Genomic DNA, 20,697 nt, shown 5'->3' on the forward strand with positions numbered 1-20,697 from the left:
CCTGTCGTCTACAACCGCATCCAACGTATGCCTTCCCCTATGCCCGGGCGTAGGCGCTCAGCCATCATAATAGCGAACTGGTCGGTCATACCTGCCACGTAGTCTGCGGCGCGTCGTTCTGGGGGATCACGGGGGGCACCGTCTTGAGGAAGCAGCTCGGGATGCCGTGCATAGTGATGGAACAGGAGGGCGACTATGTCCCGCGCCCGTTGGCTTTCCGGGGTGCGCCCCAAAGGAAGGTAGACGCGTTCAAACATGAACTCCCGCAGGGCAACAACTGCCCGGTGCATCTGGGGGGGCAGAGTAATCCGGGGGGACACTCCAGGGGGCAAAGGTATCTCGCCCGTTGCGCTCCATGAGGCCTCCACCACAGCCCCAATGAGGCGTTCGGTGCGTTGAGTGGGGTCGAGGCCCACTTGGGCGAGAGGTTCCGGGGGGATGTCCTCCAGGCGGAGCACGCCGGCTCGCAAGGCATCCCGCAGGTCGTGGTGAAGGTACGCCAAAGCGTCGGCCAGGCGGACAATCTGGGCCTCCAGGGTGAGGCCTGGGGCAATCTCCGTGAGGAAGTCGCCCCGGGGTTTGGAGTGGTGGGCGATGCCCTCCCGCACGGGACGGGTCAAGTTGAGGCCCTGCCCCTGGCGTTCTAAGTGCTCCACGATGCGTAGGCTCTGCTCGGCGTGACGGAACCCCCCGGGCAAGAGGCTATTCAGAACCTCCTCCCCCACATGGCCGAAGGGGGTGTGGCCCAGATCATGGGCAAGGGCGATGGCCTCCACAAGGTCCTCGTTCAGCCTGAGCGCGCGGGCGATGGCCCTCCCCATTTGGGACACCTCTAAGGTGTGGGTGAGGCGGGTCATGTAGTGATCTCCTATAGGGGCCAAAAATACCTGGGTCTTGTGCTTCAGACGGCGGAAGGCGTTGGTCTGAACGATGCGTTCACGGTCGCGCTGAAACTCGGTGCCCCAGGGGGGAGGAGGCTCGGGGCGGTCCCGCAGGGCTGCAGCGCTCCGACAGGCATACGGGGACAATCCCTCTTCTCGGGCTATCAGGTGGCGGCGCACACGCTCTTGGATATCCACAAGGCTATTGTAGCGTAGTGGGGGGCGAAGGGTCATGTGCGACACTCTGGTGCCTGGAGTCGCAGGAGTCTGCGATAAACGCAAAGGTCATCCGCATAGCGGTGCGCCCGCGCTACGCCCAGTGGGCACAGGGGGCGGAGCGCTGTGGCAAAGATGCCTCGGCAGGGGTGGCAGGCCTTTACCGCCCCCAAGACATTCAGGGGGTGCCGGGGGAGGTGCTGGCGGCGGCCGGCTGTGGCAATCCGACTACCAGCGGGGCATTGCACCGGGGGAGGTGGTGCTGGACTTGAGGAGCGGGGGTGGGATGGATTGCTTCCTGGTCGCCTGGCCGGTAGGGAAGGCAGGGCGGGTTGTGGGGGTGGACATGACGTCGGAGATGGTGGCCCTGGCGGAGCGCAACCGCAAACGCCTGGGGGTTGCGCATGTGGGTTTTGTGCGGGGGATTGTGGAGGCCCTCCCCCTGGCCTCGACCTCGGTGGATGTGGTCATCTCCAACTGCGTCATCAACCTGTGTCCCGACAAGGGGGCGGTGTTCCGCGCCGTAGCCCGCGATCTCCTGCCAGGGGGGAGGGTCTATAACGCCGACAGGGTGACACGCTGGGCCCCGCCCCGGCGATGCGGCGGGATATGACCGCATGGCGTGCTTGCATCGCCGGGGCAGAGCCTATGAAGGGTTACCTCACCCTGATAGAGGGAGCGGGCCTGCATATTGTGCACGCCCGTCCCCGGAGAACCGCGGGCGCCGCGTGTGCCAGCTTTGAGGAGGCCCCGTGTTCAGCCTGGGGTGGAGGCCCGCAAGGGGGGGCCTAGCGGGTAGCCGAGGGCACGGGGGTCTCCAGGGCATCCAGACCCCTGCGGACGGAGTTCAAAGCCCCGGAGAGGCTCTCCTCAAGGCGGTAGAGAACCTCCTGGGCGTAGCGGCTGGCCTCGGTCATACGTTGTTCGGCGGTGGCCTGAGTATCGGCGAGGATGCGCTGGGCCTTGCGCTGGGCCTCGGCCACAAGCATATCGGCCCGCTGTTTGGCCTCGGCCAATATCTCCTCGGCCTTTGCCTGGGCCTGCTTCACAATTTCGCTCTGCTCCAAACGGGCGCTGGCCTCCCGTTCGGCGTCGGCCTTGATTTTACGCGCCTCCAAAAGGGCGGCGTTGACCACCCCTTCCCGCCGGGCCAGGATCTCCTGGGCCTCCTGCACATCGCGGGGCACGGCTAGGCGCAGGTGGTCCACCAGTTCCAGCACCCGCTCAGTGTCCACGATGACCTTCTTCGTGGCGGGGACACGGGGGCTGGAAGTGATCAGGGTCTCCAGGCGGTCTATCAGGCTCAGGATTTCCATATCTCCTCCTTTCATCGCTGGCTGTTGCACAGCCCCTCTGCGGCCGCTTGTCGCGGCCGAACTTTCCCGACTGTGGCAAGGGCGTGGGAGGGAAGGCTCAGGCCCGTTTCGCGATGCGCTCCCGTAAAGCCCGCTCCACATGGGGAGGCACCAAGCTACTGATGTCTCCGCCGAGGGACGCTACCTCCTTGACGCGACTTGCGCTCAAAAACTGCCATTCCAGGGCGCTCATGAGATAGACGGCCTCGATCTCGGGAGCCAGTTTTTTGTTCATGAGGGCCATCTCGAACTCGTATTCAAAGTCTGACCCTGCCCGTAGGCCCCGCACCAGCACGGGTGTGCCCATGCGCCGGGCGCAGTCCACCACCAAGCCGCGGAAGGAGATGACCCGCACTGTGGGCATCTCGGCCACGGCGGTGCGCATCATGGCGACCCGCTCCTCGGTGGAAAAGAGCAGGGTTTTGGGAGGAGTATCGTAGACAGCCACAATGACCTCCTCAAACAAGCGGGCGGCGCGGGCGATGATATCCAAATGGCCATTGGTTACGGGGTCAAAGGTGCCAGGGTACAGGGCTTTGACCATACCTTACTCTCCCCGCGTGTATAGTGAAAGCATTGTATCGCCATAACGGCGCTGTTTCCAGACCCTAAAGGCCCCGAACTGCGTGGGGAGGGGGCGGTGTTTACTGTGTTCCACCACCACCAGGGTAGTATGCCCTACCACAGGGGAGGCGACTAGGGCCTCCAAAAAGGTCTCCAACGAGGGGTAATCATACGGGGGGTCAAGGAGCACCAGATCATACGGGCCGGGGAGAAGGTGCAGGGCCTGCTCCACCCGTAAGGTATAGACGCGGGTCCGCTCCTGCAAGTGGAGACGGGCGAGGCGCTGGCGCAAAGCGGCAGCCAGACGGGGATTGACCTCCACGAAGTGGGCTGAAGACGCTCCGCGCCGCAGGGCTTCTATGCCCAGGGAGCCCGTCCCGGCAAAAAGATCCAGAACACGGGCCTCGTGCACCCGCTCCCCCACAAGAGAGAACAGGGCCTGAACGACCCGGCCTGTCGTAGGACGGAGCCCACCACCGCGCAGGCGGCGCGGAGCGTGATCTTCAGCCACCAGCACCCATCTGCTCCCGGAAGGGCCCTTGGGGCGGGCCCTCCCTACCTTCCGACCCCACAGGGGGTGAACACATCGCCTCTAGACTAGGGCAAGGGCTAGATTTTTGTAAAGGCCTTTTCCCAACTTTTTTGTGGGAGTTAGCCACCCCTTATATACGCCCAATTGCCCCCAAAAGTGCCCCCATGGGCGGGACAAGCGGAAGGAGGATCGGTGATGCCCGAGTCCGGTATAGGCGCTAGACCCGTTTGGCCTGGTTCTCGGCCAGCAGCAAAGCCAGGTGCACCAGGGTGCGCACCCCGAAGCCCGTGCCTCCCTTGACATAATATCCGCTGTCCTTATCGGAGAGGAAGGTGCCGGCGATGTCCAGGTGCACCCAGGGTGTATCCTCCACGAACTCGCGGATGAAGTAGGCTCCCACAATGGAGCCTGCTCCCCGGCCACTGCTCACATTGCGGATGTCGGCCACGTCGCTGCGGATGAGGTCGCGATACTCGGTGTCCATCGGCATCTGCCACAGGCGTTCGCCACTGCGCTCGCTGGCCTTGAACACCATGTCAGCCCAGGCCTGATTGTTGGTGAACAGACCTGCCCGCAGGTTGCCCAAAGCCACCACGATGGCACCGGTGAGGGTGGCCAGGTCCACCAGGCGCTTCAGCCCCAAACGCTGGCGCGCATAGCACACGGCGTCGGCCAACACCAGACGCCCTTCGGCATCGGTGTTGATAATCTCTATCGACTTGCCGTTCATAGCCTTGACCACATCACCGGGTTTGGTGGCGCCTCCGCCGGGCATGTTCTCTGTGGCGGGCACGATGGCCGTAACATTGATGGGTACCTTCAAGGCGGCGATGGCTTTGACAGCACACAGCACTGCCGCCCCGCCGGCCATATCACCCTTCATCTCCTCCATGCGTTCAGCGGGTTTGAGGGAGATGCCGCCGGAGTCGAAGGTAATCCCCTTGCCCAAAAGGCCCAGGTTGTTGTCGGGGTGGGCAGGGTCGCCCTGGTAGGAGAGGATGATGAACTTGGGGGGCTGATGGCTCCCCCGAGCCACGGCCAAAAAGGATCCCATCCCCAAAGCCTCACACTGCTCCCTGTCCAGCACCTCTATTGTGAGGCCGTGCTGGGTGGCGATAGATCGGGCCACTTCAGCCAGGCGAGTGGGGGTCAAGTGATTGGCGGGCTCGTTCACCAGATCCCGGCATAGGGCCGTGGCCTCCGCCAAAACCTTGCCTAGTTCCACACCCTCTTGCACGGCAGGAATCTTGTCGGGGCTGGATTCCACGATGTCCAAGGACTGCAGTGTGGTCTCGTCCTTTGGCGGCGCTTTGAGGCGTGTGAAGGTGTAAGTGCCCAGCAAGGCCCCTTCGGTGAGGGCGGTGGCAGCGTCCTTGGAGGACAGCCCCCCAATACCCGCCCCGTGCACGACCGTCGCAGCGCGCCGCACCCCTTTTTCCTTCAGGAAACGGCACGCCTCGGCCGAGACCTGGCGGACCGTGTCCAGGGTGAACTCCTGCTGTTTGCCCAAGCCCACCACCAGCACCCGCTTGGCGGGGATGCGCCCGAAGGTGTGGACGAGGGTCATTTGGCCTTTCTTGCCTTTACACTCCCCCTCACTAATAAGGGTGGAGATAAGCCCTCCCAGGGCTTTGTCCACAGCACCCGTTGCGCCACTGGGCTGGGTTACCCCCTCAAAGAGGTTCACCACAATGGCGTCGGTAGCCTGCTGGGTAATGTCACCGCGCACGACACGAATGTCCATGTCTCCTCCCTAGTTCTCCTAGCGGATGCGGGATAAACGGCGCACCAGGCGAACAATTTTCTCCAGGGCAGGGGTAATATCACGAGAGGTGTCGACTGCTATATAAGGACGGCGCGGGCGTTCGGCGCTGGCCCGCATGCGCTGGTAGACCTCCCAGGTGGCGTCGGAGAGGTCGGTGGCGTCTTCCCGCCGTGCGCGACGCTCCAGGCGTTGACGCACCACCTCCTCCGGAGCCTCCACCCAGACCAGAATGAGGGGCACCCGTTGCCGTTCGGCGATGGCATAAAGGGGCTCGCGGTGCACCTCCTGCAGGTTGGTGGCGTCCAGAAGCACGGGGATGCCCTTTTGCAAACAGTCCTCAATAAGGGAATGGATGGCACGAAACAGGCGAGCACTTTCTTGAGGGGAGTGGGTCGGCGTGGGGAAGAGGGCCTTGCGCAGGGCATCGCTTTCCAGCAAGAGAACGGGGATGCGCTGGGCCAGCAAGCGACTGAAGGTGGACTTGCCCGAGCCGGGAAGACCACTGATGACGATCAGGTAGGGGTAGGCCAGGGGCATGGGGGCGGGGGGCAGACTGGCCCGTAGGATGTCCAGGTCTTCCGAAGGGAGAGTCGCCCTGACCATCTCAGAAGATATCATAGCAGGTCTTGCGGTGGGGCAAAACAGGTTGCGTGCGTTACCTATCGTGTGAGTCCTCTTGAGGAATATCGTCCTTATAGAAGGCGACCCCCAACAGCCCCGGCCCAGTGTGGGCACCGATAACTGGGGTGAACACGGTTACCAGCACCTGGCGGCAGAGGAAATGGTTTTCAATGCGCTGGCGCAACGTATGGGCCTCGTCAGGGGCGTTGGCGTGCATAATGTTCACGCGGAGGGGGCCTCTGCCCACCCTCTCCTCTATCAGGGTCAAGATGCGCTCCACCGCTCGGGCTTTCGTGCGGGGGCGATCCACCAGATGCACCTCCCCGTGGCGGATGTCCAGGATGGGTTTAATGGAAAGGAGATGAGTGGCCCACAGGGCGACTTTGGGGATACGCCCCCCCTTCCAGAGGTAATAGAGGGTCTCCAGAACGCCGAGGAAGTGCACCCGTTGGATGATCATCTGGGCTCTTGCGGCCACCTCCTCCAGGGATGCCCCACACCACGCTCGCTCGGCCGCCGCCAGGGCGACCAGGGCTTCACCCCCACCGGCCGTCTGGGTGTCCAGCACCTGAATGCGCAGGTGGGGAAAGGACTCCTTTGCCAAGTCGGCCGCTGCCAAAGCGGTGTAGTAGGTGGCGCTTAAACGGGAGGCCAGGGTCAGGCAGAGCACTGCCGGGGCGCGCTGAGCTGCTTGGCGAAAGGCCTCCAGGAAGGCCTCGGGGCGGGGGGCAGAGGTCTTAGGGGGTTCGGCCAGGGTCGGCATCATGCGATAGAGGTTTTCCGCCGAAATGTCTACTCCATCCCGGTAGACACGCCCGTTGATGGTCAACTCCAAGGGAACGGTCAGGATGCCCCAACGCTCCAGGAGGTCCTGGGGTAGGGAGACGGTGCTGTCGGCCACTACGACGACCTGAGGTGTGCCAGGCATGCGTACTCCTCTAAAACCCCCACCGCACAGAGAGGGCACAGGGATGTGCACACCTGCGGGGATTGCCTTGCCCAGGTGCGAGGGGCAAGCCCGAGGCTGCGGCGGGATACGCCACTGGGCGGAACCCTCTAGGCAGGGCGATGGCGCTCTTCACGGTTACGCCGCCACTCCAGCCAAGGTGGAAGGATAAGAACCAGAACTGCCAGCGCAAGAGCCAACATCCCGGGGGCGGAGAGCACGTGGGTGGAGTAACTGGTGGCGACAAAGATGGCCAAGAAAGGAAGACCTAGGGCGATGACCCCAATTTTTGCCTGGCGCTGGCCCAGGCGATACACCGTTGTGGTAAGGCCGGCGACCCCCAGGAACACCAGGGCTGTGGGGCCGTTAGACCAGCGCAGAGGGGTGGGGTCGTAGGCGAAAGGCCCCCCGTGTTCCTGGAGGAAAACCCCCCACGCGGCCAGGAAGGGGAAGGGGAGTAGGGCTAGGGTGAGGTACAGCCAGTCCCGGGCCAGTAGACGCCGGATAAGGTGGGCCAAAAACCAAATAATGCCCGGCAGGAAAGCTGCCGATGCCCAAAAAGTTGGACGGCCCCATGGGGCTACGCGCCCCTGGAAGGCCTCGATCATCCCCCCTGCTAGCGCCAAGGTCGCCGCCAGGCCCGCTGCCAAGGGTATGGCGAGGGCGTATCCAATCCAGGGATACACCCATTCAGGTTGGCCTCTGCGCCAGGCCAGCATACTGATGATGGTGGCTCCACCCACAAGCGCCGCCACCACCCCTGGGGACGTCCAAGCGTGGGTCAAAAAGACGAGGCTGGCCACCACGTGGGGTAGGGCGGCGAGGGCAGTGGTCGGCCAAGGCGCACGGGCGTGAACGGCGTAGAACTCTTTGGCTAAAAGGTTGGTATGGCCAAGTTCGTCCAACGCGCGGCGCACCGCCTGTTCCCTGGGGAGGCCTTTTTCCATCCACTCGGCGGTGCGGTCCTCCAAGTGGGCCTCCAGTTCGCGGAGGATGTCTTGGGCCTTGCCCGGAGCCAGGCGCAAACGCTTGCGCAGGTCTTGCAGATAGGCGCGCGCCTCGGGCAGCATCTCCCCTCCCGGTTAGGCCTGCTCGGGCAAAATCACCAAAGAGACGGCACGGGCAAAGGCGTGCCACTCCTGTTGGAGGGTCTGCAGGTGCTTACGCCCCTTATCGGTGATATGGTAGTAGCGGCGCATCTGGCCGGTGGGGGAGGGTTCCCAGCGCCCCTCTATGAGCCCTGCCCGCTCCATGCGGTGCAGGGCGGGGTACAAAGTCCCCTCGCGGAAGGAGAAGTAGCCGTGGCTGCGCTGCTCCATCTCCTTGACGATCTGATAGCCGTATTTAGGACCACTTGCTAACAGCGAGAGGAGCAGGGTTTCGGTGCTCCCCTTAAGCAGTTCTCGTCGGGACACGCTCTCCTCCTCACGCTCGTGCACCTAGTCCAGGCTCTACCTCGCCATATTATGCCCTGTGTAATGCGATGTAGTCAAGGCGGGGCTCATCGCCCCTGCGCTGATCGGGAAACAATCACCCTATATCATTGACCTTGACATCACCCGTATCAAATGCTAATTTTGAGGGTGCAGGCTCTGTTAGGGCCTGGGAGACCATGTGTCGGGAGGCGAGGGTGCAGGATCCCATACTCCATCGGCTGGGCGTGCGCCGTCCTTCCGAGGCATCCTTCCAGCAAGGGGTGTATGTGATGCGGGTGGCTGCCCAACTTTTGGACATGCACCCCCAGACCCTGCGCAAATATGAACGGCTGGGGCTGGTGCGCCCAGTGCGCACCGGGAGTAATCAGCGCCTCTATTCCGAGGCCGATATCCTGCGTCTACGTCTCATCAAACACCTGGTCGACGAGGTGGGTGTCAATCTGGCAGGGGTGGAACTGGCTCTGAACCTGCTCCAGAACCTCACCGTTCTGCGAGAACACCTCTTATCCCTGGAGGCCCAGGAGACGCGCCAGCACCTTCTGCAGTTGCTGGACGCCTGCCTACAGCAACTGGCCCCCTATTCCTTTTACTCCCAAAAGTCCCAGGAGGAGGTATGACCACCCTCAATCAACAGCCCGGTCCCGAGTCCCATCCCGCCGGGCTTCCCCCCGGACCCCAGGCGAGTGAGGTGGACCGCCTCCGAGCCGACCTGGAGGAGGCCCAACGGGAGCGCGCCCAGTTCAAGGCCCTCCTTCAGCGGGTGCAAGCTGACTTCAGTAACTACCGTAAACAGGTGGAGCAGGAGCGGGAGGCTTTCCAGCGGCAGGCTGCTAGCGCCTTGCTCCTGCGCCTGCTCCCTGCCTTGGACGACCTGATGCTGGCCGTGGACGGTCTACCCCAGGATGCCACCAGCCCCTGGGCGGAAGGGGTGCGCTTGGCTGTCCGCAAACTGTTGGCCACCCTGGCCCAGGCCGGCTTGGAGCCCCTGGAGCCGGTGGGCAAGCCCTTTGACCCCTGGGAACATGAGGCCGTGGGGCAGGAGACCAGCGAGACCCTGCCTCCCGGGAGTGTCCTCAAGGTGACCCGTAGGGGCTACAAGTTCCAGGGACGGGTTCTCCGCCCTGCTTTGGTCATCGTCTCCACTGCACAAGAGACGCCCGTGACCTCAAGCGGAGGGGAGCATACCCACCCCCCACAGTAACCACAAAGGAGGAAGCATATGGGCAAAGTGCTTGGCATTGACCTGGGTACAACCTTCTCGGTGATGGCCGTCGTTATCGGCGGCGAACCGGTGGTATTGGAGAATGCGGAAGGCCAGCGTCTGACACCCTCGGTGGTGGCCGTCAACCCCAAGACGGGGGAGCGGTTGGTGGGCTGGCCCGCCCGCCGTCAGGCCATCGTCAACCCCGAGAACACCATCTTCTCCGTCAAGCGCCTCATGGGCCGCAAATATGATGACCCCTCGGTGCAGGAGGATATTAAGCGTCTGCCCTACAAAATCGTTCGGGCGGCCAACGGCGATGCCTGGGTAGAGATGGGGGGCAAAGCCTACGCCCCGCCGGAGATCTCGGCGATGGTGCTCATGAAACTCAAAGCCGATGCCGAGGCGAAACTGGGCGAGAAAGTTACCGAGGCGGTTATCACGGTCCCCGCCTATTTCAATGACGCCCAGCGCCAGGCTACCAAAGACGCGGGACGCATCGCTGGCCTGAATGTGCTCCGCATCATCAACGAGCCTACCGCCTCCGCCCTGGCCTACGGCCTGGACAAGCGGAAGGAGGCCACCATCGCCGTGTTCGACCTGGGTGGAGGCACCTTTGACATCACCATCTTGCGTCTGGGTGACGGCGTGTTTGAGGTCCTGTCCACCGCCGGCGATACCCACCTGGGCGGTGACGACTTTGACCAGGCCATTATGGACTGGCTCATTGAAGAGTTTCGCCGGGAGACGGGGATAGACCTGCGCAAGGACCGCATGGCCTTGCAGCGTCTGAAGGAGGCGGCTGAGAAGGCCAAGATTGAACTGTCCAATCTCACGCAAACGGAGATCAACCTGCCCTTCATCTCGGCCGACGCCAGCGGTCCCAAGCACCTGGTGCGCACCCTCACCCGCGCCCAGTTGGAACGGATGACCGCCCACCTGTTAGAGCGCCTGAAGGCACCTTGCCAGCAGGCCTTGGCGGATGCCAAACTGCGCCCAGAGCAGATTGACGAGGTCATTCTGGTGGGCGGCATGACCCGCATGCCTGCTGTGCAGGCCCAGGCGCGTAACATCTTCGGCAAAGAGCCGAACCGCTCTGTAAACCCCGACGAGGCGGTGGCCATTGGTGCTGCTCTCCAAGGGGCCGTGCTCAAGGGTGAGGTGCGGGACATCCTCCTGCTGGATGTAACCCCCCTCTCCTTAGGCGTGGAGACTTTGGGCGGGGTGTTCCATGTCCTTATCCCCCGTAACACGACCATCCCCACCTCCAAGTCGGAGGTGTTCACCACCGCCGACGACAACCAGCCGAGTGTGGAAATCCACGTGCTCCAAGGGGAGCGTCCTATGGCTCGGGACAACAAGTCCATCGGACGGTTCATCCTGGACGGTATCCTCCCTGCGCCCCGGGGCGTTCCGAAGATCGAGGTCACCTTTGACATCGACGCCAACGGCATTCTGACGGTATCGGCCAAAGACATGGCCACAGGCCGTCAGCAGAAGATGGTCATTCAGCCCTCTTCCGGCCTCACTAAGGACGAGATAGAGCGGATGATTCAGGAGGCCCAGCGTTATGCTGAGGAGGATCGCCGCCGCCGGGAGGAGGTGGACCTGCGCAACCAGGCCGATCAAACGGCCTATCAGGCCGAAAAACTCCTCAGGGAGCACGCTGAGCGCATCCCCAGCGATCTCGCCAAGCAGGTGCAAGACAAGATCAACGCCGTGCGGGAGGCTCTCAAGGGCCAGGATATCGCCTCCATACGGAGCCGTCTGGCCGACCTCTCGGCGGCTATGCAGCAGATCGGCCTCCGGATCTACCAGCAGGCGGGCACACCCCCACCGGGAGCTGGCCCATCGGGCCCTGGAGGTCCGCAGCCCCCGCCCAGTGGGACGGTGGAGGGGCAATGGCGGCCGGTGTAACTCCACCCCATTGACAGGCCTGCAGGCCTGGGCTATACTTGCCCCAAACAACTGAAGAGCGCCCTGCCGAGGGGGAGCCTGGTAGAGCCAGGCTGAGAGGGCGGCCCGTAATGCCGCCGACCCCACGAACCTGATCTGGGTAATGCCAGCGGAGGGAACCGGCTCGGATGAGGGGCTATTCCCATGCGCCGCTCGCCTCTGCTTGGCGGGCGGCGTTTTTGTGTGCCTGCGTCGGGAGGTCGTCCCTGGACAGTGCCTCTACACCTGTGGTGGCCCTTCACGAGGTCACCAAAACCTACGCCGTCAACGGCACACTGGTGCCCGTTCTGGACAAGGTCTCCTTCTCCGTCGCCCCGGGCGAGTTCGTGGCCATTTTGGGCCCCAGCGGATGCGGCAAGAGCACCCTCCTCAACATCATCGCCGGCCTGGAGGAGCCCACCGCGGGCACCATTGCCCTTTATGGTTGCCGGCCGCGCTCACGCCTGGGGCTGTCGGCCTATATGCACCAAAAAGACCTCCTTCTTCCCTGGCGCACCGTGGTGGACAACGCCATTTTGCCCCTAGAGGTGCAGGGGGTGCCCCGTGCCGAAGCCCGCCGCCGCGCCCTGGCGCTTCTGGAGACCTTCGGGCTGAAAGGGTTTGAGAAAGCGTATCCCTTCGCCCTATCGGGGGGGATGCGCTATCGGGTGGCATTTCTGCGCACAGTGTTGGCGGGGCGCTCCCTGGTGCTGCTCGATGAGCCGTTTGGCGCCTTGGATGCCCTCACCCGCGCCAGTTTGCAGGAATGGCTGGCGGATCTGTGGGAGACCTTACGCTTGACGGTGCTCCTCGTAACTCACGATGTGGAGGAGGCTCTTTTCCTTGCAGACCGCGTGCTGGTGCTCACCCCCCGTCCCGCCCGCGTGCAGAATGTGGTAGCGGTGGACCTCGCCCGCCCGCGCCGACGGGATGTGGTGGTCAGCCCTCCGTTCATCCGCCTCAAGGAGCAGGTTCTCGCTTTGATCGCCCAGACAGCATCGGGCCAGAGGGGGAAAGGATGATAGGGTGGTGGCGGGAATGGCTGACCGCCTGGGGCCCCCCCTTGCTATTGGTGGGGGCGTCCCTGGCTGTGTGGGAAGGTCTAACACAGGGGCTGGGGGTTCCCCGATGGCTTTTGCCACCCCCCACGGCCATCGCTCAAGAGTTGGTCAGGCGAGCAGACCTTTTGGCCCGGCACGCGTGGATAACCATCCAGGAGGTGATATTCGGCTTCGGGGTGGCGTTGTGCACAGGGATAGCGTCGGCCGTGGCCATTGCTCACTGGCGGGTTGCGGAGCGGGCGCTGTACCCTTTGGTGGTCGTTTCCCAGACCATCCCTATCATCGCCATCGCCCCCCTTTTGCTCATCTGGGTGGGGTACGACCTGCCCATGAAAGTCATCGTGGTGGCTATCATCTCCTTTTTCCCTATCACCGTGAACACCGTGGATGGCCTGCGCAGTGTGGACCCCGACCTGGTGAACTTGTTACGGACGATGGGGGCCCGGCGCTGGCAGGTGTTCAGCAAGGTGAGCCTTCCCTGGGCGCTCCCCTATCTGTTTTCGGGAGCGAAGGTGGCCGCCACTGTGAGTGTGATTGGGGCTGTCATTGGGGAATGGGTGGGAGCCAGCGCCGGCCTGGGGTGGCTGATGACCCAGGCTGTCCCCCGCTTCCAAACACCTTTGGTGTTCGCCATTTTGGTGGTCTTGGGGGGTATGGGTATCGCCCTTTTCCAAGCCGTGGTGTGGGCCGAACGCTTATGCCTTCCATGGCATTACAGCATGAAGCGTGAGGAGGCGTTGAAATGGCAGTCACTGTGAGGAAAGTTTTTTCTGGGCACAGATGGGGAGTGATGTGCCTTATTGTGGTGCTGGGGATAGCCCTCGCCACAGGATGTCAACGCGCCCCCTCTCTGACCAAGGTGCGTGTCGCTTTGGATTGGTATCCCTGGGCCAACCATGCCGGCCTGTTCCTGGCCCAAGAGAAGGGCTATTTCCGTGAGGAGGGTCTTGAGGTGGAGATATACACCCCCGCCGACCCCTCCACTGTGTTGCAGACCGTCGGGGCCGGGAAAGACGACTTTGGGATCAGTTACCAGCCCGATGTGCTTCTGGCCCGTGCGCAGGGGGTGCCAGTAGTGTCGGTGGCGGCATTGGTTCAACATCCCCTGAACTCGGTGATGGCCCTGCGGGATTCGGGTATTCAACGCCCCCGCCACCTAGAGGGGAAAAAGGTGGGCTATCCGGGCATCCCGCTGAATGTGCCTCTGCTCAAAAGCATGGTGGAGAAGGACGGCGGAGATTTCAGCAAGGTGGAACTGGTGAACATCGGCTTTGACTTGGTGCCCGCCTTGGCAGGGCGTCGGGTGGACGCTATTATCGGGGCCTATTGGGTGCACGAGTCCATCGTGTTGGAACAGCAGGGCTTTCCGGTGAACATTCTGCGGGTGGAGCAGTGGGGTGTGCCCGATTTTTATGAACTGGTGTTGGTTACCAACGAGAAGACCTTGGCAGAACGCCCCGACCTGGTGAAGCGCTTTCTGCGTGCCGTGGTCAAGGGATACCGGGACGCTTCCCAAGACCTCGCGGGGGCTGTCGACACCCTCGCTAAGGCCAGCCCGCAGGTGGATACCAAGGTGGAGCGGGAGGGCATCCGCCTTCTCGCCCCTTTGTGGCAGGATGCCCCCGCCTTCGGCTGGCAGACGGCTGAGCGGTGGACCACTTTCGCCACGTGGATGCAGACAACGGGGCTATTGGAGCGCCCAGTGGACGCCAGCAAGGCCTTTACCAACCGCTTCATCCAAGAGTTAACACGGGAACGCTAGGAGAAAACAGCATGGGCCTCTCCGACACCCTGCGCCAGAACTACCACGCCCTATGGGAGCGCATGGTGGAGCACCCGTTTGTGCAGGAACTGGGGCGGGACACTTTGCCCATGCTCAAGTTCCAACGCTACTTTCTGCAGGATTACCTGTTTCTTAAGTCCTTCGTAACCTTGCTGTCTCTGACGGTTGCCAAAGCCCCCGATTTTCCCACGAAGCGCCGTCTGGCGGGCTTCTTAGCCCAGGTTACCGACGGCGAGGAGGGCCTCTTTCGGCGTGCTTTCCGCCAGTGGGGTATCAGCGAGGCCCAGGTGGAGGCCACCCGTCCTCATCCGAAAGTCGCACCATACTTGGCATTTATGGAGCGCATCGCCTACAATAGCCCCTTTCACTATCAGATGACCCTATTGGCGGTGTCCGAGTGGACGTATTTGGACTGGGCACAACGGGTGGTGCATAGATATGGTTTGCCCAAGACCCCCATATATAGAGAATGGGTGGACTTGCATAGCAATCCCGCATTCACCGAGTTTGTGGGATGGCTCCGCCAGCGCCTGGATGCTTTAGAACCGAGCCTGGCTCCTAATGCGCGTCAGGGTGTGGCGGGCGTCTTCGCGGCGACCTTGCTGCACGAAATTCACTTCTGGGATGCCGCCTATGAGGACGAAAGGGCGTGAGACCCCCAAGGAGGGCCTATGACGCAGCGTGTCCCCGTTGCCATGACTATCGCTGGCTCCGACTCCGGAGGTGGGGCAGGCATTCAGGCCGACCTCAAGACCTTCGCCGCTTTGGGGGTCTACGGCACGTGCGTGATCACTGCCCTGACCGCCCAGAACACCCTACGGGTAACGGCCGTGCACGAGGTGCCCCCCGATTTCGTCGCTGCCCAAATAGATACCGTTGTCTCCGACATCCCTCCGAATGCCGTTAAAACGGGTATGTTAGCCAACGCCGCCATTATCGGCGTGGTGGCGCAGAAGGTGCGCGAATGGCGTCTACCAAACCTGGTAGTGGACCCGGTGATGGTGGCCAAAAGCGGGGACCGCCTTCTGCGCGAGGATGCTATCTCTGCTTTGCAAACGGTTCTGCTTCCCCTGGCGACGGTGGTTACTCCCAATATCCCTGAAGCCGAGGCCCTCACGGGAATGCCCATTGCCACCCTTTCAGAGGCGCGCCAGGCGGCGCAGGCCCTGGTGCAGATGGGGGCAAAAGTGGCCGTGGTGAAGGGCGGGCATCGGCGGGGGCCGGCCATTGATGTGGTCTACGACGGCCGGGAGTTCCATCTCCTACGCGCCCCCCGTGTAGAGACCACGAGCACGCATGGGACGGGATGCACCTTCGCCTCCGCTATCGCGGCGGGGCTGGCTCAGGGGATGCCACCCTTGGAGGCCATCCGCCGGGCAAAACGCTATGTAACCACTGCCATGCGGCGCGCCTTTCCCCTGGGGCGGGGGCACGGCCCCTTGCACCACTTCTATCGCTTGTGGCCCCTGCTCGAGAGGTGAGGTTTAGCCAGGTTGCCTTTGACCAGCCTCCGGGTTGACACACGCCGGCATGGGTTGGCCTTTCAGGCCCGCCAGCAGGTTGGCCACGGCCAGGTTGGCCATAGCCTTGCGGGTGGCGAAGCTGGCACTGGCGATGTGGGGGGTGATGATACAGTTGGGCAGGGTGAGGAGGGGGTCGTTGGGGGGGATAGGTTCCTCCTCCGTTACATCCAAGGCCGCCGCCCAAATGATGCCGTCCCGTAGGGCCTCATACAGCGCTTTCTGATCCACTACCTTGCCCCGTGAAGTGTTCACGAGCACGGCGGTAGGCTTCATAAGGCGCAGTTGGGGAGCACCGATGAGGTGGTAGGTTTGGGGGGTCAGAGGGGTATGCAGGGTTACAAAGTCACATTGTGGCAGGAGCGCTTCTAGGGTGGGCACATACTCCAGACGGTAGCGGGCCTCCTCTTCCGGGGAACGCCGAACAGAGTCGTAGTATAAGATGCGCATCTCAAACCCCTGGGCGCGTTTGGCCACTTCCAGGCCGATCTGCCCCAAACCCACGATGCCCAAAGTAGCCCCGTGCACATCTTGCCCCAGCCACCCCAACGGTTCCCAGGTGCGCCACTTCCCCTGACGCACATCCCTGTCCCCCTGCACCACCAGGCGGGCGGCGGCCATTAGAAGCGCCCAGGCGAAGTCTGCGGTGGTTTTGGTGAGCACACGGGGGGTATGGCCCACCAGAATGCCCCGCCGTGTAGCCTCTGGGATGTCAATGTTGTCATAGCCGACGGCCATATTGCTCACTACCCGCAGGCGGGGCGCACCATCCATCAGTTCCTTGTCGATGCGCTCAGTGAGGAGGGTCAGGAGGCCATCACAGTCCCGCGCCTCCCGAAGAAGGACGGGACGGGGGACAGGGGTGTCGCTGTCCCATACACTCACCTGGCACTCCTGGGCTAGGCGTTGCACGACTTCAGGAAAAAGGCGGCGGGTAACATAGACCTTTGGACGCTGCATACGGGCCTCCCGAGGGGGTTTTCTCAAATCGTAGCGGAAACCCTACTTCAATGCCACTACCAAGGGCGTCTTGACACCTTTGCCGAGGTGTGGTACAAAGGTTCTACATCCACTACATAGACCTGGTCAGGTGCCCCGCACGGGGAGAATAGGGAAGTGCGGTGCGAATCCGCCGCGGTGGCGCCACTGTGAGCGGGGTTTCCCCGGCTGATGGCCACTGTTGCCGAGGCAATGGGAAGGCCTCAGCACATCTCCTTGCCCCGCAAGCCAGGAGACCTGCCTGACCAGAAAAGGTAACCAACCTTCGCTCCAAAGGGGGTTGCCTATGGGTGCTGTTTCGAGTGGTCAGGGGCCCAGCCTCTCCCTTCCTGCGCATGGAGGGGGGCTGAAATGGCCCAGGCCTCTGTAGCCCGGACGGCTGACGGGGCGCCACTGGGTTTGGCGGTGCGGTTGGGGGTGGGTGGAGGGGCACTAGGCCTTATTCTGGTGGGTGTGGGCCTGGCGTCGCTGGCCGTCGGGCCAGTGGCTATTCCCCTCGCCTCTATAGGCGCCATCGCTCTTTCGCCTTTAGGCATAAGCCTGGAGGCCCCCGACCCGACCCACGAAGCCGTCCTGCTGCACCTGCGCCTGCCCCGCATCGTGGTCGGGGCATTGGTAGGGATGGCTTTGGCCGTCTCCGGGGCCACGATGCAAGGGGTTTTCCGCAACCCTTTGGCGGATCCCGGGGTGTTGGGCGTTTCGGCTGGGGCGGCGCTGGGGGCGGTGGTTGCTATCGCCACGGGGCTTGGACAACGGTTCACTTTGGGCTTGCCGTTGTGTGCCTTCACGGGGGCGATGGGGGCTATGCTGGCGGTATATGCCCTCGCTTGGCTGGGGGGCCGCCCATCCCCCACAACCCTTTTGCTGGCGGGGGTGGCCATCAGCGCCTTCCTGGGTGCGCTCCTCTCCTTTGTGCTCATGGCCCTGTCGCCGTATAGCGACGCCTTGCGGGGGGCGCTTTATTGGCTTCTGGGCGGGCTGGAAGGACGGGGCTGGCACCACGTCCGTTTGGCGTTCCCCTTTATCCTCGGGGGCACCGGCGTGATAGTGGGCTTGGCCCGGGAGCTGAACCTGCTCCTGCTGGGCGATGATCAGGCGCGCGCCTTAGGGGTGCGCGTGGGCGTGGTGCGGATGCTCCTTTTGACCCTCGCCTCGCTGGTAACGGGTGTGGCGGTGGCGGTGAGTGGGAGCATAGCCTTTGTGGGACTGGTGGTGCCCCATGCTCTGCGCCTGGTGTTCGGACCCGACAACCGCATCATTTTGCCCCTCAGTGGTTTAGCGGGTGCAGCGTTCCTCGTATTAGCCGATACTATCGCGCGGACGGCGGTTGCTCCCGCCGAGGTGCGGGTAGGGGTTATTACCTCCCTGGTGGGGGCACCCTTTTTCCTGTTCCTTCTGCTTCGGATGAAACACAAAGGCCACATAGGCTAGTCAGGAGGGTGGTATGCGCATCGGCACTGTGCTCGGGATGATGATCCTTCTGGCGGTGTGGATAGGGGCGTGTGCCCGTCCCGCAGCTCCTCCTACACCGACGCCGTCTCCTCCACCACGCCTTACACCGACCCCAATACCGACCCCGACACCGACCCCTATCCCAACTCCAACGCCCAATGCTTGGGTGGGTGTGCGGGGGATTGTGGATCCCACCAACTTCGGCTGGCCGCGGGAGGTAGAGGGCCTGAACGGACGGGTCCGCATCCCCTCCAAGCCCCAAAACATTCATCCCCTTTCGGGTGGTCTAGCGGAAGTCGTGTATTTGCTGGTGCCCCCGGAGAGGGTGCCATCCATTAACCAGGCGGCTCAAGACGCAACCTACTCTAATGTGGCCCACCTTGCCCAAAGAGCGCGAGGGGTCGGGTGGGAGCCGGAGGCTATCATCGCCCAGCGCCCTGAACTGGTGCTGGCCGCCCGCTTTGACCCGGCCAATCTGGTGCAAGCCATTCAGCGGGCGGGGGTGCCCATTGTGCAGGTGCCTCAACGCTATGAAGTGGAGGGTATCTTTGAGGATATCCTTTTCGTGGGGTACGTTCTGGGCGAGGAGGAGCGCGCCCGTCAGGTGGAGCGCCTTCTGCGGGCACGCCTGAAGGCGCTGGAAGACGCCATTCCCGCCGGGGCGCCGCGCCCCCGTGTGTTATCGGTATTCTCTTTCGGAGGTCAGATCTACGCTGCCGCCCGCGGCTCCATCGCCGGAATGATCATCGGTATGGCAGGGGGCATCAATGCCGCTGCCGAAGCGGGCATCACGCCGCCTGGCATCATTAGTGTGGAGAGCATCGTGTCGATGAACCCCGATGTCATCATCATTCCCCAGAAGGCAGAGGATGCGGAAGCCTTCCGTCAGCGCCTTTTGACGGATGCGGCTTTGGCCAATGTGTCCGCTATTCGCCATAAGCGCGTTTATCCCGTGCCGCCCAAGTACTTTGGGACCCTGAGCCCCTTCAACATTCGGGGGGCCGAAGAGGTGGCTAAACTGCTCTGGCCCGATGCGCTAGGCGGACGGGAGTTTCCTCCCCTACCGTTGATGGAGCCCCGCACTGCCCTGCTGGTGCCTTCAGGGAGGTAGGTCGTGGCGATAAACGCTCCTGCGTTGGAAGTGCAGGGGGTGAGCGTCCAAGTTCAGGCTCGCCTGCTCTTGGAGGAGGTGAGCCTGCGGGCGGGGCGCGGGGAGTTCATCGGCCTCGTGGGGCCGAACGGCGCAGGCAAGACGACCCTTCTGCGGACGATTCTGGGCATCTTGCGCGCCCAGAAGGGAGCCATTGTGCTGGACGGTCAGGCCTTGAGCAGTCTGTCCCCCCGTGAGGTGGCGCGCCGGGTGGGCTATCTGCCTCAAGGGATTCCCGACACTTTCTCTTTCACGGCTTTAGAAGTGGTGCTCATGGGGCGCTACCCCCATCTGGGGCCATTCCAGGTGGAAGGGGAACGGGATAGGCAAATAGCCCTGGAGGCTATGCGCCAAACGGAGACCGAGGCCTTTGCCCAGCGTGCTGTAACTACTCTATCGGGGGGGGAGCGCCAGCGGGTGTTCCTTGCACGGGCTTTGGCCCAGCAGGCCCCGCTGCTGTTGCTGGATGAACCTATCGCCAACTTGGACATCCAGCACCAGGTGAAGGTCATGGGGATGGTGCGGGCGATGGCGGAGCACGGGCTGACGGCTATTGCCGCAGTGCACAATCTCGAACTGGCGGCGGCCTATTGCCACCGCCTGGTGGTCCTGCAGCGGGGTCGGGTCGTTGCCGACGGTTGCCCCCAACATATTCTGACGCCAGACCTGCTCCAACGCGTTTTTGGAGTTACAGCCCTGATCTACCAGGACCCCGCAACCCAACGATTAGTGGTAACGCCTACTGACACGATGCGCCCACGGGCGGAAAAGGGCCTGCGGGTGCATGTGGTCTGTGGAGGGGGGAGCGGGGCCCACCTCCTCTACCTGCTATGGCGGGAGGGCTACATGGTAACCGTATGCCCTCTCGGGGAAGGCGATACGGATCGGGTGGTCGCCTCCGCGTTGGGTATCCCTTTTATCCCCATCCCCGCCTTCAGCCCAGTGGACGACCAGGCCCATGAAAGGCATGAGGAGCTTGTTGCCCAAGCGGATGTGGCTGTGCTGTGTAGCGTGCCCTTCGGCCCCAACAACCTCCGTAACTTACAGGCGCTGGGAGGGGCACGACGCTTCATCTCTATAGAGGACGGCCTGTTCGCCACCCGGGATTTTACTGGGGGTGTGGCGGAGCGGGTTTTCCAGAGCCTTACACCCACCGCACGATGTAGGTCCCCTCGGGATGTGCTGACTTTTTTGCAGCAGTGGGAGGGGGCGCCTGCACCCGTAGGGAACGCGGGGGGTGCGTGCTAAAAAGGGGCACCGAGTCCCCTGCGGTGTGCGTG

General features: G+C 63.0%; 23 protein-coding genes and 2 riboswitches. Of the genes, 13 read left to right on the forward strand and 10 right to left on the reverse strand.

The genetic code is table 11. The features are described from left to right. Nucleotides 1–8: 8 nt before the first annotated feature. A complete protein-coding gene (locus NZ951_00555; protein MCS7206421.1) occupies nt 9–1,115 on the reverse strand; it encodes a deoxyguanosinetriphosphate triphosphohydrolase in 1,107 nt (368 codons plus the stop codon). 65 nt (nt 1,116–1,180) lie between these two features. Here NZ951_00555 and NZ951_00560 point away from each other — a divergent pair, with 65 nt between their 5' ends. Together NZ951_00560 and NZ951_00565 are read left to right on the forward strand one after the other, a co-directional pair. Next, complete coding sequence (locus NZ951_00560; protein MCS7206422.1) at nt 1,181–1,369, forward strand: hypothetical protein; 189 nt, start codon at nt 1,181–1,183, stop codon at nt 1,367–1,369. A 14-nt stretch (nt 1,370–1,383) separates the two neighbouring features. Further along, complete coding sequence (locus NZ951_00565; protein MCS7206423.1) at nt 1,384–1,710, forward strand: methyltransferase domain-containing protein; 327 nt, start codon at nt 1,384–1,386, stop codon at nt 1,708–1,710. Nucleotides 1,711–1,885: 175 nt separating this feature from the next. On the opposite strand, the gene NZ951_00570 is transcribed toward NZ951_00565, so the two are convergent. From NZ951_00570 to NZ951_00605, 8 genes are all read right to left on the reverse strand, one after another. Continuing rightward, nucleotides 1,886–2,413: a hypothetical protein gene (locus NZ951_00570; protein ID MCS7206424.1), complete on the reverse strand. Its 528-nt coding sequence runs from the start codon at nt 2,411–2,413 to the stop codon at nt 1,886–1,888. A gap of 97 nt (nt 2,414–2,510) precedes the next feature. Then, nucleotides 2,511–2,996: a pantetheine-phosphate adenylyltransferase gene (gene coaD / locus NZ951_00575; GenBank protein ID MCS7206425.1), complete on the reverse strand. Its 486-nt coding sequence runs from the start codon at nt 2,994–2,996 to the stop codon at nt 2,511–2,513. A gap of 3 nt (nt 2,997–2,999) precedes the next feature. Beyond that, entirely contained in the window at nt 3,000–3,533 is a 534-nt protein-coding gene (gene rsmD / locus NZ951_00580; protein ID MCS7206426.1) for a 16S rRNA (guanine(966)-N(2))-methyltransferase RsmD, read from the reverse strand. A gap of 232 nt (nt 3,534–3,765) precedes the next feature. Continuing rightward, nucleotides 3,766–5,292, reverse strand: coding sequence for a leucyl aminopeptidase (locus tag NZ951_00585; GenBank protein ID MCS7206427.1), 1,527 nt, complete (start codon nt 5,290–5,292; stop codon nt 3,766–3,768). 18 nt (nt 5,293–5,310) lie between these two features. Continuing rightward, nucleotides 5,311–5,931, reverse strand: a complete 621-nt coding sequence (locus tag NZ951_00590; protein MCS7206428.1) for an ATP-binding protein — start codon at nt 5,929–5,931, stop codon at nt 5,311–5,313. 37 nt (nt 5,932–5,968) lie between these two features. Continuing rightward, nucleotides 5,969–6,862, reverse strand: a complete 894-nt coding sequence (locus NZ951_00595; protein ID MCS7206429.1) for a DegV family protein — start codon at nt 6,860–6,862, stop codon at nt 5,969–5,971. A 128-nt stretch (nt 6,863–6,990) separates the two neighbouring features. Beyond that, the gene (locus tag NZ951_00600; protein ID MCS7206430.1) at nt 6,991–7,950 is read right to left on the reverse strand and encodes a permease prefix domain 1-containing protein; all 960 of its coding nucleotides are present in this window, start codon (nt 7,948–7,950) and stop codon (nt 6,991–6,993) included. 12 nt (nt 7,951–7,962) lie between these two features. Beyond that, on the reverse strand, nt 7,963–8,295 hold the full coding sequence (locus NZ951_00605) for a helix-turn-helix transcriptional regulator (GenBank protein MCS7206431.1): 333 nt from the start codon (nt 8,293–8,295) through the stop codon (nt 7,963–7,965). Nucleotides 8,296–8,510: 215 nt separating this feature from the next. On the opposite strand from NZ951_00605, the gene NZ951_00610 reads away from it, so the two are divergent. From NZ951_00610 to thiD, 8 genes are all read left to right on the forward strand, one after another. Further along, complete coding sequence (locus tag NZ951_00610) at nt 8,511–8,933, forward strand: MerR family transcriptional regulator (GenBank protein MCS7206432.1); 423 nt, start codon at nt 8,511–8,513, stop codon at nt 8,931–8,933. Beyond that, nucleotides 8,930–9,517, forward strand: a complete 588-nt coding sequence (locus NZ951_00615; GenBank protein MCS7206433.1) for a nucleotide exchange factor GrpE — start codon at nt 8,930–8,932, stop codon at nt 9,515–9,517. The genes NZ951_00610 and NZ951_00615 overlap by 4 nt, the downstream gene beginning before the upstream one ends. An 18-nt stretch (nt 9,518–9,535) precedes the next feature. Next, nucleotides 9,536–11,434, forward strand: a complete 1,899-nt coding sequence (gene dnaK, locus NZ951_00620) for a molecular chaperone DnaK (protein ID MCS7206434.1) — start codon at nt 9,536–9,538, stop codon at nt 11,432–11,434. A 60-nt stretch (nt 11,435–11,494) separates the two neighbouring features. Continuing rightward, a riboswitch (TPP riboswitch) is annotated at nt 11,495–11,609 on the forward strand. A 91-nt stretch (nt 11,610–11,700) separates the two neighbouring features. Continuing rightward, nucleotides 11,701–12,474 (forward strand): ABC transporter ATP-binding protein, encoded by a 774-nt coding sequence (locus tag NZ951_00625; protein MCS7206435.1) that lies wholly within the window; start codon nt 11,701–11,703, stop codon nt 12,472–12,474. Continuing rightward, the gene (locus tag NZ951_00630) at nt 12,471–13,271 is read left to right on the forward strand and encodes an ABC transporter permease (protein MCS7206436.1); all 801 of its coding nucleotides are present in this window, start codon (nt 12,471–12,473) and stop codon (nt 13,269–13,271) included. Before NZ951_00625 ends, NZ951_00630 begins: the two co-directional genes overlap by 4 nt. After that, nucleotides 13,256–14,275, forward strand: a complete 1,020-nt coding sequence (locus NZ951_00635; protein ID MCS7206437.1) for an ABC transporter substrate-binding protein — start codon at nt 13,256–13,258, stop codon at nt 14,273–14,275. The genes NZ951_00630 and NZ951_00635 overlap by 16 nt, the downstream gene beginning before the upstream one ends. 11 nt (nt 14,276–14,286) lie before the next feature. Beyond that, a complete protein-coding gene (locus tag NZ951_00640) occupies nt 14,287–14,949 on the forward strand; it encodes a TenA family protein (protein MCS7206438.1) in 663 nt (220 codons plus the stop codon). 18 nt (nt 14,950–14,967) lie between these two features. Further along, nucleotides 14,968–15,777: a bifunctional hydroxymethylpyrimidine kinase/phosphomethylpyrimidine kinase gene (gene thiD / locus NZ951_00645; GenBank protein MCS7206439.1), complete on the forward strand. Its 810-nt coding sequence runs from the start codon at nt 14,968–14,970 to the stop codon at nt 15,775–15,777. 3 nt (nt 15,778–15,780) lie between these two features. Here the strand turns inward: thiD and NZ951_00650 are convergent, their stop codons facing one another. Then, the gene (locus tag NZ951_00650; protein ID MCS7206440.1) at nt 15,781–16,776 is read right to left on the reverse strand and encodes a D-glycerate dehydrogenase; all 996 of its coding nucleotides are present in this window, start codon (nt 16,774–16,776) and stop codon (nt 15,781–15,783) included. Nucleotides 16,777–16,887: 111 nt separating this feature from the next. Beyond that, a riboswitch (cobalamin riboswitch) is annotated at nt 16,888–17,075 on the forward strand. A gap of 91 nt (nt 17,076–17,166) precedes the next feature. Here NZ951_00650 and NZ951_00655 point away from each other — a divergent pair. From NZ951_00655 to NZ951_00665, 3 genes are read left to right on the forward strand one after another with little or no spacing between them, the layout of a single operon-like run. Further along, nucleotides 17,167–18,246 carry an iron ABC transporter permease gene (locus tag NZ951_00655; protein ID MCS7206441.1) on the forward strand — a complete coding sequence of 360 codons (1,080 nt, stop codon included), beginning with the start codon at nt 17,167–17,169 and terminating at the stop codon, nt 18,244–18,246. A 13-nt stretch (nt 18,247–18,259) separates the two neighbouring features. Then, on the forward strand, nt 18,260–19,378 hold the full coding sequence (locus tag NZ951_00660; GenBank protein MCS7206442.1) for an ABC transporter substrate-binding protein: 1,119 nt from the start codon (nt 18,260–18,262) through the stop codon (nt 19,376–19,378). A 3-nt stretch (nt 19,379–19,381) separates the two neighbouring features. Continuing rightward, nucleotides 19,382–20,665 carry an ABC transporter ATP-binding protein gene (locus tag NZ951_00665; protein ID MCS7206443.1) on the forward strand — a complete coding sequence of 428 codons (1,284 nt, stop codon included), beginning with the start codon at nt 19,382–19,384 and terminating at the stop codon, nt 20,663–20,665. Nucleotides 20,666–20,697: the final 32 nt, after the last annotated feature.

This window comes from Dehalococcoidia bacterium, from assembly GCA_025060295.1.
Taxonomy (GTDB): Bacteria; Chloroflexota; Dehalococcoidia; order Lucifugimonadales; family HRBIN23; genus HRBIN23.